Source organism: Mediterraneibacter gnavus ATCC 29149 (genome assembly GCF_008121495.1).
GTDB classification, from domain to species: Bacteria; Bacillota; Clostridia; order Lachnospirales; family Lachnospiraceae; genus Mediterraneibacter; species Mediterraneibacter gnavus.
Map to the genome: position 1 here is coordinate 1,709,289 of NZ_CP043051.1, position 17,289 is coordinate 1,726,577.

Here is a 17,289-nt window from a genome sequence, read left to right on the forward strand (position 1 = left end):
ATCGTTCGGCGTATGAAAGGTTTTCTACCTGTTAACGTACTATCCATCATATCGTCAGGGAGCGGGACTGGCAGGACTATCCAGCGGAGGAGGTTGCCGACGCCTTTGAGGACATCAGCCGCTATCCCTTTGATGGGAGACCAGGAGTTTTCTATGAAGTTTGAGCCGCGTCTTTACTGACAGCGGCTTTTGTTATTTTCTGACCACAGGAAGGAGTGAAGTGAATGGCAGTCTACCGCGTACAACGGACACGCGATTACACCGTTATGTCAAATTATCATCTGAAGGATAAGGGGCTGACCTTAAAGTCTAAGGGTCTGCTCTCCATGATCCTGTCGCTCCCAGAGGAGTGGAATTACACTACAAGAGGTCTGGCTTCCATCTGTAAGGAGGGTGTGGACGCCATTGGCTCTGCACTCAAAGAGCTGGAAACAGCTGGCTACATTGTTCGCAGGCAGCTTCGCGGCACGAATGGCCGTATTACTGATACCGAGTACATCATTTATGAACAGCCACAGCCAAAGAAGCCAGATCTGTCCCAGCCGGATACGGCTTCACCAGATACGGAAAACCCGGATATGGTAAAACCGGATACGGAAAAGCCCGCAGAATTAAATATAGAGAAATCAAATACAGAAAAATCAATTACTTATGGATCAAGTACCGATTCCATTCCCTTCCGGGAAACAGCGGCGGCAAGACCGCCGGAACGGAAAGGAAGGGATGCGATGTCTGTCACAGAGATAGAAAATTATCGGGAGTTGATTTTGGAGAATATCGAGTATGACTGCTTGAAGCAGCGTTATCCTCTCTACCTGGATGACCTGAATGAGATCGTAGAGCTGTTGGTAGAAACCGTCTGTGCCAAACGAAAGACCACCCGGATTTCTGGGGCAGACTTCCCTCACGAGATCGTGCGTTCCCGTTTTTTGAAGTTGGATAGCTCCCACATCGAGTTTGTCATGGACTGTCTGCAAAAGAACACCACCCAGGTACGCAACATGAAGCAGTACCTGCTTGCGGTGCTGTTCAATGCGCCTACCACCATGAACAATCACTTCACTTCATTGGTCAACCACGATATGCACGCAGGCGGCTGGTAAAGGCTGCCTTTTATCATGCCAAAGGAGGCACGACATGAACCAGATGGAAATTTTCAAAAACCCGGAGTTTGGCAGTATCCGTGTCATTGAGGAAAACGGCAAATACCTGTTCTGCGGAACGGATGTGGCCGCTGCGCTGGGGTACAGCAATCCCCGCGATGCAATTATCCGCCATTGTAGGTATGTCGTGAAACGCGACGCACCTCACCCACAAAGCCCTGACCGCAAAATCAGTATGACTTTTATCCCAGAAGGCGATTTGTACCGCCTGATCGTTCATAGCAAATTGCCATCGGCAGAGCAGTTTGAACGGTGGGTATTCGATGAGGTCCTGCCTACCATTCGCAAGCACGGAGCCTATCTCACAAAAGAGAAGCTGTGGGAGGTAGCCACTTCCCCGGAAGCTCTGATGAAGCTCTGCTCAGACCTGTTGGCTGAGCGTGAAGCAAATATTTCTCTGCGTAAGGAAAATGCACAGCTGGAGGGCAAAGCCGCTTTCTATGACCTGTTCATCGACTTAAAGCACAGCACCAATCTCAGGACTACCGCCAAAGAGTTGGATGTCCCGGAGCGCCGGTTTGTTCGGTTTCTGATAGAACGGCGGTTTGTGTACCGCACGGCATCCGGCAATGTGCTGCCTTATGCCAATGTGAAAAATGCAGGGCTGTTTTGCGTCAAAGACTACTGCAACCACGGCCATACCGGTTCCTACACGCTGGTCACGCCCCAGGGCAAGCTCTATTTTGCCCAGCTGCGGGAGATGATCTTGCTGGTCTCATAAGAACAGAAAGGAAGTGGGTTTTATGCAGGAAGGCAAAACAATCGGTCAGCTGATGGAGGAAATGCGCCAGAAAGCCGGGGCGCAGAACTACCACGGCCATGACTACATGGATCTCCAGCGATTTGCGGAGAACACGCGGCACATGATTATTTTTGATGTGCTGACGCATGACTCCCCGGTGGGCTGGAAAGGAGAACGCACCCGCCTGTTTTTGTCAGATATAGGCTATGAAAAAGCTCTGGACAGTCAGGCAAAGGGGCAGATCAAGATTCTCAGCCATGCAAAGGTCAGAAATGGAGATTTGTTTTATGACCACAAAAATTAGATACGATAGGAGGAATCTGATATGAATGAGGAAAAGAAAGTACCCTTCAAGTGGGAATATGGGGAAGAAACCATATCGCTGCAACTTGGGATGTATGCGAATAATCAGCGGCTCTATATCGGCATGATTACCCATACAGAAGATGGAGCAGAGCCGTTTGCAGATATGACGGTGAACCTTCCAGGGTATTCCCTGGACCCTGGAGAGGCGTTTATTTCCGGTGACATCAGCAAGGACCTGCTGCGATTTATTAGAGAGAACAAATTGGGGAAGGTGCTTCCCTATCAGGTGCAGTCCGGTTATGGAAAATATTCTGCTGTTGCCTTTGATCTGGAAAAGTTGAAGGCATTTGACCCTAAAGGCGTGGCAGAGTTTCGGAAAGAGTGGAATCTGCCGGATAAAAAGCCGGTAAAGAAAAAGAACCGCGGGATGGAGCGATGAAGAAATATTTTCTCCGGCGGCTGGTGGTTCCGCCTTAGAAAGAAATGCACCACCCCTGCACATTTTGTGGAAAGGAGGAGATGAAAATGCAGGAAGAAGTGGAAAACAGGACTTTAACGCTGGTTGTCAGCGGAACAAAGTTTACCGGCAGGCTGCTCAAAGCTGCCATCAGTAAGTACATGGCCCACTACAAGGAGAAGAAGCTGCAAAAACAGAGAAGCCGTGACGCTCCTGTGACACCCCACGGCAAACAGACCGTCAAGCAGCTCATTGGTCAGAATCAGGGGATCTCCAATATTGAGATCACAGACCCCTCCATCAAGGAATTTGAGAAGATCGCCCGAAAATATGGTGTAGACTATGCGGTAAAGAAAGACCGCAGCAGCTCCCCGCCCAAGTATCTGATCTTTTTCAAAGGCCGTGACGCCGATGCGCTGACCGCTGCATTTACCGAGTACACCAGCAAAAAGGTCAAGAAGGCCGAGAAAACGGAACGCCCGTCTGTGCTGGCAAAACTCAGTCAGTTCAAAGAGATGGTCAAAAATGCCGTGGTGGATCGCACCAAGCGAAAGGAGCTGGAGCGATGAAAAAGCAGTTTGACATCAAAAAGCTCGTTTTGCTGAACCTGCCCTATCTCCTGATGGGGCTGTTTGCTACCAACTTCGGGGAGGCATGGCGGCTGGCTCAGGGGGCAAATGCTTCGGAAAAATTCCTTTCCCTGTTTGCTGTCCTGCCTGGGGCGCTGCAAAGTTTCTGGCCCAGCCTGCACCCGTTGGATCTGCTGGTGGGGCTGTGCTGCGGTGCTGGTCTGCGTCTGGCGGTATATCTCAAGAGCAAGAACGCCAAGAAGTACCGTCACGGCATGGAGTATGGTTCTGCACGGTGGGGAACCCGTGAGGATATTGCTCCCTACATCGACCCGGTGTTCCAGAACAATGTCATTCTCACAAAAACCGAAAGCCTGACCATGAACAGCCGCCCCAAGGACCCCAAGACCGCCAGAAACAAAAATGTGCTGGTGATCGGCGGCTCCGGTTCCGGTAAGACCCGCTTCTGGTTGAAGCCCAATCTGATGCAGATGCATAGTTCTTATGTGGTCACAGACCCGAAGGGAACCATTTTGGTGGAGTGCGGGAAAATGCTCCAAAGGGGCGCACCCAAGCTGGGGAAGGACGGAAAGCCCATGAAGGATAAGCACGGCAAGGTCATCTATGAACCTTACTGCATCAAGGTTCTAAATACCATCAACTTCCGAAAATCAATGCACTATAACCCTTTTGCCTATATCCATAGCGAAAAGGACATCTTGAAGCTGGTCACGACGCTGATCGCCAATACCAAAGGCGAGGGCAAGGCTGGAGACGATTTCTGGGTAAAAGCAGAAACCTTGTTGTACTGCGCGCTCATTGGCTATATCCACTATGAGGCTCCGGTGGAGGAGCAGAACTTCTCCACCCTCATTGAGTTCATCAACGCTATGGAAGTCCGTGAGGATGACGAGGAGTTCAAAAACCCCGTAGATCTGATGTTTGATGCGCTGGAAGCCGAGAAGCCAAACCACTTTGCGGTGCGCCAGTATAAGAAATATAAGCTGGCCGCCGGAAAAACAGCCAAGTCGATCCTGATTTCCTGTGGTGCGCGCCTTGCGGTATTCGACATTGCAGAGCTGCGTGAGGTCACAGCCTATGATGAGCTGGAGCTGGACACTCTGGGAGACCGGAAAACTGCCCTGTTCCTCATTATGAGCGACACGGACGATAGCTTTAACTTTTTGATCTCCATGTGCTACACCCAGCTGTTCAACCTCTTGTGTGAAAAGGCGGACGATGTGTATGGCGGCAGGCTCCCAGTCCATGTACGCTGCTTAATTGATGAAGCCGCCAATATCGGGCAGATTCCTCGTTTGGAAAAGCTGGTCGCTACCATCCGAAGCCGTGAGATCTCTGCCTGTCTGGTGTTGCAGGCGCAGAGTCAGCTCAAGGCGATCTATAAGGATAACGCAGATACCATCATCGGCAACATGGATACTTCCATCTTCCTAGGCGGTAAGGAGCCAACCACCCTCAAGGAGCTGGCTGCCGTGCTGGGCAAGGAAACCATCGACACCTACAACACCGGAGAGAGCCGTGGTCGGGAAACCTCCCATTCTCTCAACTATCAAAAATTGGGGAAAGAGCTGATGAGCCAGGATGAGCTTGCTGTTATGGATGGCGGCAAGTGTATCCTCCAGTTGCGTGGTGTGCGTCCTTTCCTTTCGGATAAGTACGACATTACCAAGCACCCCAATTTCAAGTACACTGCCGACGCGGACGATAAGAACGCTTTTGACATTGAAGCATTCCTGTCCGCAAGGCTGAAACTCAAGCCCAATGAGGTCTGCGAAGTATATGAAGTAGACACAAAGGGCGCTTAACTTCGTTCCGCTTTTGAAGGGAGTGATCTTATCTATTCGCCGCACCTGCCCTCTACGGGCCATTGGCGTACAAAGCGGACAATCGCAAGAAAAAATAATGAAAAAGGAGGACAGCCGGAATCATGCCCCCGGAAACCGGTCGGCAGATTGTTCCGGCTTTTGTATGCCTATGAAACATGACAAACCTATTTTTTAATCAGATTCCGGCTAACAAACTATATGGCATTTTTTGAACAGGCAATCACCGTTCTTCAGACCCTCGTTATCGCGCTCGGTGCCGGTCTTGGTATCTGGGGCGTTATCAACCTCTTGGAGGGCTACGGAAATGATAATCCGGGCGCAAAGAGCCAGGGCATGAAGCAGTTCATGGCTAATTAAAGGGAACAAAAAGAAAGGAAAAGCACAATCCAGACGGTATCAGCGGCAGTCCACAAGAATAAATTGTGATTTCACAAGATTGGTGCTATAATAAGAGAAAAGTTCCTGCCGGGGCAGCCGCCCCGGTGGTATGGATAGGAAGGCGGGAAAGCAATATGCACATCAGCTATAAACCACTCTGGCACACACTGTTAGAGCGTGATATGCGAAAAGAAGATTTAAGGCTTGCCGCTGGTATGACAACGAATATGATTGCCAACATGAGTAAAGAGGGAAAGCACATCAGCATGGACACATTAGCCCGTATCTGCGAAACGCTGAATTGTGAGATTACCGATGTGATTGAGTTAGTACCAGACGAGCCTACTTCCACAGGAGGTAAGGAACATGAGCGAACTGAAACCAAGAATAACGGAAAACGGAATTGATTATATCCTTGTCGGAGATTACTATATCCCGGATTTGAAGCTGCCGAAGGAACACCGCCCTATTGGAAAGTACGGACGGATGCACAGGGAATATTTAAGGGAAGTCCACCCAGTCAGATTGAACACATTGACCTTGACCGGGGAGTTATGGACATACCTTGCAGACCTGAACGAACAGGCACAGGAACGGTTAGACACCATCATGGAGCAGATGAAAGATGCCGAGGGCGTGACCGAGGAATTGAAACGAACCCAAGAAATGGAATGGGTGCGGCGTTGCAATAACATTCACAACCGGGCAGAAGAAATTATTTTGCAAGAGATGATTTATTCATAACGGTATGGTAGAATGATTATGACAAATAAGAATTTTTTGCTCCATACGCCCTTGACAATAGTCCTTACAATATACTATAATAGTATTTGTAAATACTATTTGTAAGAGGAGGACTTATGGAAAACAATCATTTTAACGTTGCGTGGGCGAAAAGCACTGCGCTATATACAAAAGCAGCTTCAGTACTTGGCGTCGGATACCCGGAAATGATGGTGCTGTATGCGCTGGAATCCATGGGAGAACTGACGCAAAAGCAGATCGCAGAGAATTTCGGTATGCAAAAACAGACGGTTCATACGGTCGTGAGCGCACTTCAAAAGAAGGGCTATTTACTGTTGGAGGCCAGCGAGGGCGATAAACGTGAGAAGCGGATCGTCTTGACTGAAAGCGGACAGGTATACGCCCACAGAATGATTGCGCCTTTACGAAAAGCCGAGGAGAAGGTTTATAGAACAATCGGGAACGAACGGCTCCAAGCCATGTGTGAAATTCTTGACCTTTTCAATCTTCTCTTTGAAAGAGAGCTGAGAGGAGGTCTGGGCAGTGAATAACAAGCGGACTTTCTTTCAGTATGTGATTCCGTCCGTGTTATCCTTTGCGCTTTCCGGGGTGTATGCCATCGTTGACGGTTTCTTTGTAGGCAACTCAATCGGGGATGCCGGACTTTCCGCAATCAACATTGCATATCCCATCACGGCGGTCCTGCAATCCGTAGGGACAGGAATCGGAATGGGTGGTTCAGTCAAATACTCCATTCTGAAAGCAGCAGGAAATGAGAAAAAAGCACGGGAGTTCGTTGCCGGTGCAACATGGCTGATGCTTCTTTTCAGCGCTGTCCTGACTGTCACCGTTTTCTTCACTTCAGAGAAAATCCTTTCTGCCCTTGGTGCATCGGGCGAGTTGCTTACTCTGGGAAATGAGTATATCAAGGTAATTGCCCTTGGAGCGATTTTACAGGTGTTCGGCACCGGACTGGTTCCGTTTATGCGTAATTACGGCGGTTCTTTGTGGGCAATGATCGCTATGATCTGCGGCTTTGCTACCAATGTTGCTCTTGACTATACTTTTGTGTGGGTTCTTGGACGGGGCATGTACGGTGCGGCATTGGCGACCATTATTGGGCAGGGAGTTACCATGGCGGTTGCACTCGTGTATTGCGCCATCAAAAAGAACCTCACTCTGAAAATCGCACCTGTTGATACCCCGAAAACGGCATTTCAGATATTAAAAATCGGACTTGCTCCATTTGGCTTGACCCTTGCCCCAAATATCTCTCTTGTGATCATCAACCGATTTTCGGTTTATTATGGCGGACAGGAGGCTATCGCCACCTATGCCTGTATCTCCTATATCATCTGCATTGTTTATCTTCTTTTGCAGGGTGTCGGTGATGGTAGCCAGCCGCTCATGAGTCAGTTCTACGGAGCAGGCGAAGAAAAATCGCTCAAACAAACCAAAACGCTGGCGTATGAATTTTCCATGGTTTTGGCGGTAATCAGTGCGATTCTGATTTACCTGCTCCGTGGAAAGATTGGACTACTGTTCGGTTCATCTGCCGAGGTAAACGCAGGGGTCATAAAGGTCATGCCGATCTTCCTTGTGTCGGTTCCGTTTGACGCCATCACACGAGTTTCCGCGGCGGCTTTCTACGCAACCGAAAAAAGTGTGCTGTCCTATGTTCTGACCTTTATCGAACCCATCATCATGCTGGTGTTGATGCTGATGCTGCCGCCGGTGTTTGGCGGTCAAATCACGATTTGGTGGAGCGCCGTATTTGCAAAGGTCATTACCGCATCAGTAAGCATTGTGCTGTCCGTTAGATACAGCGCACAAAGAAATCGATAACTTCCAGTTGTGCGCCCAGCTAAGGGTGTGTAGTCAAGCCGGTGGGATTCCGGTTTATCCAAGGTTTAGCCAACCAGATAATAGCGAGTCTTGGGATGATGCCGGTAACGGCATCTGACAAGCGTAGACAGCAAGAAAGCAGGGTTGAATAGTGATTGAGCTTCGAAACGTTAACTTCAGTCGGTCGACGTCTTAACTGGTGCGGAAGACAATAGCATGTAATGCGATATGGCGAGTATTATGTGGCACTGCGGAGTCAGAGAACCAATCATGTTTTACATTGTGAATACACATCAACTGGGGAGAACCTGCCATTTCTCGAAGAAGAGTATGAAGTTGCAACTGAAAACGGAGGATTTCAAATGAATGGTAGGTGGTCGGACAATCCCATAGTACTGTAGAAATCGGGCAATGCCTATGGAGGGAAGGGGATTGCATAGTAAAGGTCTTACTGAGGACACATTATCCGTACTCAGGGACGGAGGAAATAATGGAAACGAAATTAGTAAGAATAGCTGAGATATCGGCAACATCAAAACATCCTATATTTACATCAGTGTACCATTTGATAAATGAAGATATGCTAAAGCAATGCCATAGGGAATTAGATGGGAACAAAGCAGTCGGAATTGACAAGGTAACTAAGGATGAGTATGGGAAGAACCTTGATAGAAATATCAAGGAACTGGTACAGAGGTTGAAAAACAAATCCTTTAAGCCATTTCCGTCACTGAGGGTATATATACCTAAAGGAAATGGAAAGAAACGACCATTAGGGATTGCTTCCTATGAAGATAAGATTGTACAAATGGCAGTGAAGAAAATACTGGGAGCTATTTATGAACCGAGATTCCTAAACTGCATGTATGGATTCAGACCGAATAGGGGGTGTCACGAAGCAATAAAAGAAGTATACCAACGGATAAGCTATGGAAAAATCAGCTATATCGTAGATGCCGATATCAAAGGTTTCTTTGACCATATCGACCATGATTGGATGATGAAGTTCCTTGAATGGAATATACAGGATAGGAACTTATTGTGGCTAATACGTAAATACCTCAAAGCAGGAATAATAGAGCAAGGAAAATTCGAGCCAACAGAGGAAGGTTCGGCACAAGGCTCAGTAATGAGTCCGATGCTTGCAAATATATACATGCATTATGTGCTGACGCTGTGGTTTAAGCTGGTGGTGCAAAGGGAAATGCATGGAGAGTGTTTTCTCGTCAACTTTGCGGATGATTTTGTTGCAGGATTTCAATATAAGTCAGAAGCTGAAAGATACTATAAAGAGTTAAAGGAACGAATGGAAAAGTTTGGACTGGAGCTGGAAAGTAGTAAAAGCAGACTGATTGAATTTGGGAGATTTGCAGAGCAGAATCGTAGAGCAAGAGGAGAATGTAAGCCTGAAACATTTGATTTTCTGGGATTTACCTTCTACTGTAGCAAAACTCGAAAGGGAGGTTTCGTACCAAAGGTACAGACTTCAAGAAAGAAGTTTGAGCAAAAGGTTAGAGCATACAAGAACTGGATTTACGATAATCGAAATCGACCAATGCGAGAAATAATTAAAGAGTTGAACGTAAAACTAATTGGACACTATCGGTATTATGGTGTTACATGGAATTTTCGGAAGATAACAACATTCCTGCACAGAGTACAACAGTTTCTATTCAAAGCCATGAATCGGAGAGGTTGTAGACGGGCATACACATGGAATGGATTTGTGGAAATGCTCAAGTATTACCCGTTAGCAAAACCTAAAACGTACTATTGTTTATATTGAAGCGAATGTTACTATGAGGAGCCGTATGCGGGAAAGCCGCACGTACGGATCTGTGAGGGGCTAAGATTGAGAGGTCTTAGTCTACTCGACTATCGTTCTGATTTTCAACTGAATAACCACAGTAAAAACCGCTGCTACATGGAAGCTAACAAACCATGCAACAGCGGTTTTTCTTTACCGTTTTTTCCTTTGGCTGATAGGCGTTCCCATTTTCTTTGATTTTTTGAGAATCCGAATGAGCCAGCGAAATTCTTCATCTGACAGATTTTTATAGTTGATACCGAGCTGCTTGCAGTAAAGGACAACGAGCTTTTCATCCCGACTGCCCTTGAAATTTTCGACCGCTTCCAGATTTTCTTTCAGTTCATCGGCAACGGTGGTCTGGGGCGCACTCTCACTGTCCTTTTTGTGAGCTTCCCGAATATCCCGGATAATGAGATTGAGGTCATCCAGAACCATGTGGCTGAAATATTCATCATCGCTGATATGGGCGGCTTGCAGCACTTTCAAATGCGGGTCATCTTCGCCGGGGCGATACCGTTCAATGATTTCATGCCGGACGGTATCGACAAGTGCATTGAGATTTTGAATCTGCATGGTGGCAATCCCGTCCACATAAATCTCAATGTCTGCAAGAAACTTGATAAAATCTTTATGTGTGGCAAGCTCACAGAGCAGACGGTTGTTAATCCGACCGCTTTTCAGGAGAGCAACCATCTCATCATTCAAATGCAGCTCCGTCAATGACGTGTTGATCTGCTCCCTGTTCTCTGTCCGGCACAGTAGATAATCAACGGAAACCCCATAGAAGTCTGCCAGCGTGATAAGGTTGCCATGATTGATTTCCTTAAAATCCTCTTTTTCATAACTTCCGAGAGCAGATTTGGAAATACCCGTCAGCTTTGATAGTTCTTCCAGATTTAAGCCTTTGTCCTTGCGGAGTTCCCAAAGGCGTTCCTGTATGCTTGTTGCTCCTTTCATGGGCGCACACTCCTTTCCGGCGGTTTCATTGCTGCCGCTTAACTGGATTATATCACACTTTCCGCAATCGTGGAAATTTCTGATTTTTACTCCTAATTCCTACTTTGTGGACATACGGCACAGGGCACAAAAATGTTCTATGATACAGGTAGTTCATCGATGGATTATTCCAATCGAATGACCAGCCTGTGTGGGATATGCTTCCCCGGCGATGTAGTGCCATGACTTTTGGCAGGGATGTGGAGGAACCCTGACCGAAACGAGCGTACCAAAGGGAGCGATACGCCGCTGTGAGATTCAGGGGAGGAACGACACCGGGGAGAACTGGCGAACTGACACCGAAATGATACCGAAACACGACAATCTGATAGGGGGATAGTCTACCCTATCGCTGATACTTCGGGAGATTTTAGGCGGCTCTATGGCTGTAATTTTTCCGAAAATCGCCCCGAAACCATACACAAAAACGGGAGGAAGCGCAATATGCCGAGAATGAGCAAAAAGAGGAAACAGGAGCTTTCCTTTTACCTCAATGACCGGGGGCGTGTCACTTACAACGAATTATGCCGGAAATGCCAGCATGGGTGCAAGCAGAGCTTCCGGGCGGTTGTGATTGACTGCCCCCGTTATTTATCCAAACGAGCAAAGAAAAAGGAGGAACACACCGAATGAATTTTGAATTTATGACGATAGACACACCCTTGCCGCCCTGTATGCCTTTTCCCAGGGCGTTGACAGGATTTCCAGTCAGCAGCACCGCAAAGGTCATGTACTGCCGGATGCTGGACGCTATGCTCTCCAAAGGGCAGGAGGACGAGAACGGAATCCTGTTTGTCTGCTTCCCTGTCACAGCCATTGCCGCAGTCCTGTCCCGCAGCCCCATGACGGTCAAGCGTTCTTTGAATGAACTGGAAACCGCCGGACTTATCATGCGGGTGCGTCAGGGCGTTGGAGAACCAAACAGGATTTATGTGCTGATACCGGGAAAGGAGGACGCTGCCCTTGCCTGATACCTCAAAGCTGGAAAGGCTCAACCGGGAGATGGAGAAAAGCGAAAAGAAACTGCGGAAAGCCATCAATGATGAAAAGGCATTGCAGCACCAGTTAAAGCAGCTTACCCGAAAGGAACGGACGCACCGGCTCTGTACCCGTGGCGGTATGCTGGAAAGTTTTCTGCAAGAGCCGGAACGCCTGACAGATGATGATGTCATGATGTTGTTGAAACTCATTTTTCACAGGCAGGACACGCAGGAACTATTGAAAAAACTGCTGGAACGGGAGAAGCCGGAAACCCCTTAGTTTACTAAGGGCGCAATTATACACCACCCAGAGGTTGGTGCATTGCGTTCTCCGAAGGCTCCTCGCCGGAGGGCTGTGATTTTCCGCAGTCATGGTCTGCTTCAAATCAAACAGGAGACGCTACGCTTCCCCTGCGCTGGCTGCCGCCAGCTACCCTTTTGTGGACCTGCCCTCTGGGGACACCTTGCGCTGCAAGCTGTTCCCAGCCGACAAGTAAAATATGGCTTGACTTAAAATTTTTATTCAGTTACCCTTAGATAAGAGTTACCGGTAGCTCTTTACCTAATCAATAAGGAGCGTGTAAAAATGTATCATGCACATTTTAGGGGAACACACTACGAAGCTGGTTTTCGGTGGGGTTCCTTACTGTTAAAACACAAAAATATAATTTTGGAGAACATACCATTTGAAATCACACAGGAGCGGATTGACTATGCTTTGTCCTGCCTTCCGATTTATGAAAAGTATTACCATGAGATTATGGAAGAAATTCAAGGTCTGGCAGATGGACAACAATGTGATGTCCGTATTCTGCAAGCTGTATTATTTAGTATGTACTCTATGCCGCCATCTTGTAATTGCTCTTGTTTTGCTTTTACAACGGAGCATGAAATTCTTCTGGGACGAAACAGTGATTTTCTGACAGAAATCGAAAGACTAAATCAGAATGTAGTTTATAAATTGACAGATGGAGTTTATTCTTTCACAGGAAATACAACTGCTTTTGTTGAGATTGAAGATGGCGTTAATGAACATGGTTTAGCGGTTGGTCTAACATCCGTCTATCCTAACCAATGCAAACCGGGATTTAACGCAGGTATGATTGTCAGATACCTGCTGGAGAAATGTAAAAATGTATCGGAAGCTGTCTCCTGTTTATATCAACTACCGATTGCTTCAGCGCAAACTTTAACCTTAGCTGATGCAATGGGGACGATAACAGTTATAGAATGTAATGCGGAACAGATAAAAGTAGAAAAGACATTGAATAACAATCTTTCTTTTGTCTGCGCAACAAACACTTTCCATTTTCCAGAAATGATAGGCTATAACAACGATAAAATTGATAATTGGTTTGCAGAAGAACGGTATCAAACATTGTATTCAGCTTTTAACAGAAAAAATGGAGGTTTCAATCTTCCATTTGCAGAAAAATTGTTGTCTGGGGATTATGGTTTTCTCTGCCAGTATGACAGAAGTACTGGTAAAGATACTGTCTGGTCAGTCATCTATGATATGAAACGACACAAAATTTATCGAAGCGAAGGGAATCCCGGACGACACAAATTCAAAGAAGATACTCGTTTTCAGTTTTGATTTTTCAAGCTGATATATTACTACAACTAAATACTCGCCGCCCACACAGCGGCACATTAAGCAGGAAATCTGAAAAAGATCTCCTGCTTTTTTTCTGCACAAAATGAAGTGGTAAAACGCCACCCCATCCACCAATTACCGAAAGGAGGGACACGAAATGCCCTGTCCACACAACGAAATCACGATTGTGCAGCGCAGCCAGCGACAGTCTGCGGTTGCCGCCGCTGCTTACCAGAGTGGCGAAAAGCTGTTCTGTGAATACGACCAGCAAGTGAAGCACTACTCGGAAAAGCGTGGTATCGTCCACAATGAAATCCTGCTCCCGGCAAATGCTCCGCCGGAGTATGCAGACCGCAATACCTTATGGAACGCCGCCGAAGCGGTGGAGAAGCAATGGAACTCCCAGCTTGCAAGGCGGTGGGTGCTTACCATCCCCAGAGAGATACCGCCTGACCAGTACGCTGTCCTTGTCCGGGAGTTTTGTGAACAGCAGTTTGTTTCCAAAGGCATGATCGTTGACTTTGCCATCCACGACCCCCATCCGCCGGGACACAATCCCCACGCCCATGTCATGCTCACTATGAGGGCAATGGACGAACATGGAAAATGGCTTCCCAAGAGCCGCAAGGTTTATGACCTTGACGAAAACGGGGAACGGATAAAACTTCCGTCCGGCAGATGGAAAAGCCACAAGGAGGATACGGTGGATTGGAACGACCAGAAGTATTGCGAAATCTGGCGGCATGAATGGGAGGTCATCCAGAACCGCTATCTGGAAGCCAATGACCGCCCAGAGCGTGTGGACTTGCGTTCTTATGCCAGACAGGGGCTTGATATTATCCCTACTGTCCATGAGGGAGCTGCTGTCCGGCAGATGGAAAAGCGGGGTATCCAGACGAACATCGGCAACCTGAACCGGGAAATCAGAGCTGCCAACAATCTGATGAAGTCCATCCGACAGCTTATCCAAAACCTCAAAGGCTGGATTACCGAGCTGGGAGAAAAACGAAAAGAACTGCTTGCACAAAAGGCGGCGGAGGAAGCGACACTTCTTCCCAATCTGCTGATGAAGTACATGGAGATACGAAAGGAAGAACGGAAGGACTGGACGAGGGCTGGACAGAACCGGGGGACTTCACAGGACTTAAAGGCAGTCAGCGAAGCCCTGTCCTATCTCCGGCAAAAGGGGCTTTCCACTGTGGAGGACTTAGAAGCATTTCTGGAATCCTCCGGGAAATCAGCCGCAGATTACCGCAATCAGATGAAGCCAAAGGAAGCCCGAAGCAAAGTGATTGACGGGATTCTTGCCAGCCGGACAGACTGCAAAGAATGTAAGGCTGTCTATGAGAAGTACCAGAAGATATTTTTTAAGAAAACAAAGGAAAAATTCAAACAGGAACACCCGGAGGTTGCCCGGTATGAGAAAGCCGCCGCCTACCTTGCCAAGCACCCGGACGATAAGGACAGTACCCAAAAGGAGCTGCAAGAGGAGCAGGAAACGCTTCTGGAAGAAATTGCAGCCCTGAAAACACCGCTGACCGAGGTACAGGAGGATTTGAAGAAGCTGCGGGACATTCGCTACTGGGTACGGAAAGCCACCCCCGGCACAGAAGAAAGCAAAGAGCCGCCCAAGAAACAGCCTATCAAAGAAGTCTTGCAGGATAAGGCTGACGAGAAAAAAGCACAAAGAACTGCCCCGGTGCAGACAAAACACAAACAACAGGATATGGAACTTTAACAGGCACTTGCCATTTTCAGATTGAGAATGTCAGGTGCTTTTCTTTTTTTCAAGGAGGGATAGATTTGAATGTATTTGAAACTGTGAAGCAGTCCGTCACAACAAGACAGGCTGCGGAGCATTATGGAATCCATATAGGTCGGAACGGGATGGCTTGCTGCCCGTTCCATAACGATAAAACCCCAAGCATGAAGCTGGATCGGCGTTATCACTGCTTCGGCTGCGGTGCAGATGGGGATGTGATTGATTTTGCCGCCGCCCTGTATGGGCTGGGAAAGAAAGAAGCCGCCGTACAGCTGGCACAGGACTTCGGGCTTTCCTATGAGGACTGGAAACCGCCGGGAAAGGCAAAAAAGCCCAAGCCCCGGCAGAAATCCCCGGAGGAACAGTTTCAGGAAGCAAAGAACCGCTGCTTCCGTATCCTTGCCGATTATCTCCACCTACTCCGGGAATGGAGAAAAGATTATGCCCCACACTCCCCGGAGGAAGCCTTTCATCCCCGGTTTGTGGAAGCCTTACAGAAGCAAGCCCATGTGGAATATCTGCTGGATGTGCTGCTGTTCGGGGAAACCGAGGAAAAAGCGGCTTTGATTACGGACTACGGAAAGGATGTGATACAGCTTGAACAGCGAATGGCAGAGCTTGCAGCCGCAGACGCAGCAAGAACTAAAAAACACCATAAACGCCATGCAGCCGCCCCAGAGCATTGAGGAAATCAAGGCGGGGCTGGAAACTACCGAGAAAGGCGGTGTCCGTCAGAGCATACGAAACTGCCTGACTGTATTCCAGCGTGACCCGCTGCTTTCCGGGGCTATCGCCTACAACATCCTGACCGACCGCAAAGACATCATAAAGCCCATCGGTTTCCACAGGGAAAGCACCGCCTTAAACGATACGGACATGAAGTATCTGCTTCTCTATCTGGAAGAAACCTACGGGCTTACCAATGAGAAAAAGATTGATAACGCCATCGGGATTGTGGCGAATGAAAACAAGTACCATCCCATCCGGGATTATCTCAATACCCTTGTGTGGGATGGGACAGAGCGAATCCGCTTCTGCCTGCGGCACTTTTTGGGGGCTGACGCAGACGATTACACCTATGAAGCGTTGAAGCTATTCCTGCTGGGTGCAATCTCACGAGCCTTTCAGCCCGGATGCAAGTTTGAAATCATGCTCTGTCTGGTAGGCGGTCAGGGGGCTGGCAAGTCCACCTTCTTCCGTCTGCTGGCAGTCCGGGACGAGTGGTTCTCCGATGATTTGCGGAAGTTGGACGATGACAATGTGTACCGCAAGCTGCAAGGTCACTGGATTATCGAAATGTCGGAAATGATGGCAACCGCAAACGCCAAGAGCATTGAGGAAATCAAGTCATTTTTAAGCCGGCAGAAAGAGGTTTACAAGATACCCTATGAAACCCACCCGGCAGACCGCCCCCGTCAGTGCGTGTTTGGCGGCACTTCCAATGCCCTTGACTTCCTGCCCCTTGACCGTTCCGGCAACCGCCGCTTTATCCCCGTCATGGTGTACCCGGAGCAAGCCGAGGTTCACATTTTAGAGGACGAAGCTGCTTCCAGAGCCTATATCGAGCAGATGTGGGCGGAAGCGATGGAGATTTACCGAAGCGGCAGGTTCAAGCTGGCTTTCAGCCCCGCCATGCAGCGGTATCTCAAAGAACACCAGAGGGATTTTATGCCGGAGGACACCAAAGCCGGGATGATACAGGCGTATCTTGATAAGTACACCGGGAGCATGGTCTGCTCCAAGCAGCTCTACAAGGAAGCCTTGAACCATGTCTTTGACGAGCCGAAGCAATGGGAAATCCGGGAAATCAACGAGATTATGAACCAGTGCATTTCCGGCTGGCGGTACTTCCCAAACCCAAGAATGTTTTCCGAATATGGCAGACAAAAGGGCTGGGAGCGTGAAAACCCGGCAACGGACTCCGGCAACCCGTCTGAAAAAACGATGGACGGTTTTGTGGAGGTCACAGAACAGATGGAGCTTCCATTCTGAAAATGACAGCCCGTTGCATCCCCTGTTGCTATCCCGTTGCCGAGCCGGTTGCCGGGGAAAACCCCATAACTGCGGGCTTTTCTCCCTTATAACAACCAAAA

At 48.2% G+C, this 17,289-nt stretch carries 21 protein-coding genes; 20 read left to right on the forward strand and 1 reads right to left on the reverse strand.

Going from position 1 to position 17,289, the window contains the following annotated elements; translation table 11 throughout:
• Positions 1–224 precede the first annotated feature (224 nt).
• The 13 genes from FXV78_RS08365 to ltrA all read left to right on the forward strand — a co-directional run bounded on the left by FXV78_RS08365 (position 225) and on the right by ltrA (position 9,837).
• Positions 225–1,103, forward strand: coding sequence for a DUF6017 domain-containing protein (locus tag FXV78_RS08365; RefSeq protein WP_039959351.1), 879 nt, complete (start codon positions 225–227; stop codon positions 1,101–1,103).
• A 34-nt stretch (positions 1,104–1,137) separates the two neighbouring features.
• Entirely contained in the window at positions 1,138–1,884 is a 747-nt protein-coding gene (locus FXV78_RS08370; RefSeq protein ID WP_004841087.1) for a BRO family protein, read from the forward strand.
• Between the two features lie 22 nt (positions 1,885–1,906).
• A complete protein-coding gene (locus tag FXV78_RS08375) occupies positions 1,907–2,209 on the forward strand; it encodes a DUF5720 family protein (protein ID WP_004841085.1) in 303 nt (100 codons plus the stop codon).
• 21 nt (positions 2,210–2,230) lie between these two features.
• Entirely contained in the window at positions 2,231–2,650 is a 420-nt protein-coding gene (locus FXV78_RS08380; protein ID WP_004841083.1) for a DUF4313 domain-containing protein, read from the forward strand.
• Positions 2,651–2,736: 86 nt separating this feature from the next.
• Positions 2,737–3,237: a PcfB family protein gene (locus FXV78_RS08385; protein WP_039959350.1), complete on the forward strand. Its 501-nt coding sequence runs from the start codon at positions 2,737–2,739 to the stop codon at positions 3,235–3,237.
• On the forward strand, positions 3,234–5,063 hold the full coding sequence (locus FXV78_RS08390) for a VirD4-like conjugal transfer protein, CD1115 family (RefSeq protein ID WP_004841079.1): 1,830 nt from the start codon (positions 3,234–3,236) through the stop codon (positions 5,061–5,063). Before FXV78_RS08385 ends, FXV78_RS08390 begins: the two co-directional genes overlap by 4 nt.
• 219 nt (positions 5,064–5,282) lie before the next feature.
• On the forward strand, positions 5,283–5,441 hold the full coding sequence (locus FXV78_RS08395; protein ID WP_004798086.1) for a Maff2 family mobile element protein: 159 nt from the start codon (positions 5,283–5,285) through the stop codon (positions 5,439–5,441).
• 155 nt (positions 5,442–5,596) lie between these two features.
• Positions 5,597–5,869: a helix-turn-helix domain-containing protein gene (locus tag FXV78_RS08400; protein WP_039865074.1), complete on the forward strand. Its 273-nt coding sequence runs from the start codon at positions 5,597–5,599 to the stop codon at positions 5,867–5,869.
• Positions 5,829–6,206 carry a TnpV protein gene (locus tag FXV78_RS08405; protein ID WP_003020283.1) on the forward strand — a complete coding sequence of 126 codons (378 nt, stop codon included), beginning with the start codon at positions 5,829–5,831 and terminating at the stop codon, positions 6,204–6,206. The genes FXV78_RS08400 and FXV78_RS08405 overlap by 41 nt, the downstream gene beginning before the upstream one ends.
• 116 nt (positions 6,207–6,322) lie before the next feature.
• Positions 6,323–6,757 carry a MarR family winged helix-turn-helix transcriptional regulator gene (locus FXV78_RS08410; protein ID WP_003020286.1) on the forward strand — a complete coding sequence of 145 codons (435 nt, stop codon included), beginning with the start codon at positions 6,323–6,325 and terminating at the stop codon, positions 6,755–6,757.
• On the forward strand, positions 6,750–8,051 hold the full coding sequence (locus tag FXV78_RS08415; RefSeq protein ID WP_003020289.1) for an MATE family efflux transporter: 1,302 nt from the start codon (positions 6,750–6,752) through the stop codon (positions 8,049–8,051). Before FXV78_RS08410 ends, FXV78_RS08415 begins: the two co-directional genes overlap by 8 nt.
• A 221-nt stretch (positions 8,052–8,272) precedes the next feature.
• Positions 8,273–8,452, forward strand: coding sequence for a hypothetical protein (locus FXV78_RS08420; RefSeq protein ID WP_003020292.1), 180 nt, complete (start codon positions 8,273–8,275; stop codon positions 8,450–8,452).
• A gap of 89 nt (positions 8,453–8,541) precedes the next feature.
• Positions 8,542–9,837, forward strand: a complete 1,296-nt coding sequence (ltrA, locus tag FXV78_RS08425) for a group II intron reverse transcriptase/maturase (protein ID WP_039959348.1) — start codon at positions 8,542–8,544, stop codon at positions 9,835–9,837.
• 174 nt (positions 9,838–10,011) lie between these two features.
• Here the strand turns inward: ltrA and FXV78_RS08430 are convergent, their stop codons facing one another.
• On the reverse strand, positions 10,012–10,818 hold the full coding sequence (locus tag FXV78_RS08430) for a helix-turn-helix domain-containing protein (protein ID WP_003020299.1): 807 nt from the start codon (positions 10,816–10,818) through the stop codon (positions 10,012–10,014).
• Positions 10,819–11,301: 483 nt separating this feature from the next.
• On the opposite strand from FXV78_RS08430, the gene FXV78_RS08440 reads away from it, so the two are divergent.
• From FXV78_RS08440 to FXV78_RS08470, 7 genes are all read left to right on the forward strand, one after another.
• The gene (locus FXV78_RS08440) at positions 11,302–11,490 is read left to right on the forward strand and encodes a hypothetical protein (RefSeq protein WP_003020302.1); all 189 of its coding nucleotides are present in this window, start codon (positions 11,302–11,304) and stop codon (positions 11,488–11,490) included.
• Positions 11,487–11,828 (forward strand): DeoR family transcriptional regulator, encoded by a 342-nt coding sequence (locus FXV78_RS08445; RefSeq protein WP_003020305.1) that lies wholly within the window; start codon positions 11,487–11,489, stop codon positions 11,826–11,828. Before FXV78_RS08440 ends, FXV78_RS08445 begins: the two co-directional genes overlap by 4 nt.
• A complete protein-coding gene (locus FXV78_RS08450; RefSeq protein WP_039959346.1) occupies positions 11,821–12,117 on the forward strand; it encodes a DUF3847 domain-containing protein in 297 nt (98 codons plus the stop codon). Before FXV78_RS08445 ends, FXV78_RS08450 begins: the two co-directional genes overlap by 8 nt.
• 306 nt (positions 12,118–12,423) lie before the next feature.
• Positions 12,424–13,434: a C45 family autoproteolytic acyltransferase/hydolase gene (locus FXV78_RS08455; RefSeq protein WP_004841069.1), complete on the forward strand. Its 1,011-nt coding sequence runs from the start codon at positions 12,424–12,426 to the stop codon at positions 13,432–13,434.
• A gap of 157 nt (positions 13,435–13,591) precedes the next feature.
• On the forward strand, positions 13,592–15,172 hold the full coding sequence (gene mobQ, locus FXV78_RS08460) for a MobQ family relaxase (protein WP_003020311.1): 1,581 nt from the start codon (positions 13,592–13,594) through the stop codon (positions 15,170–15,172).
• Between the two features lie 65 nt (positions 15,173–15,237).
• Complete coding sequence (locus FXV78_RS08465; RefSeq protein WP_004841066.1) at positions 15,238–15,882, forward strand: CHC2 zinc finger domain-containing protein; 645 nt, start codon at positions 15,238–15,240, stop codon at positions 15,880–15,882.
• Positions 15,860–17,188, forward strand: a complete 1,329-nt coding sequence (locus FXV78_RS08470) for a virulence-associated E family protein (protein WP_003020317.1) — start codon at positions 15,860–15,862, stop codon at positions 17,186–17,188. Before FXV78_RS08465 ends, FXV78_RS08470 begins: the two co-directional genes overlap by 23 nt.
• Positions 17,189–17,289 lie beyond the last annotated feature (101 nt).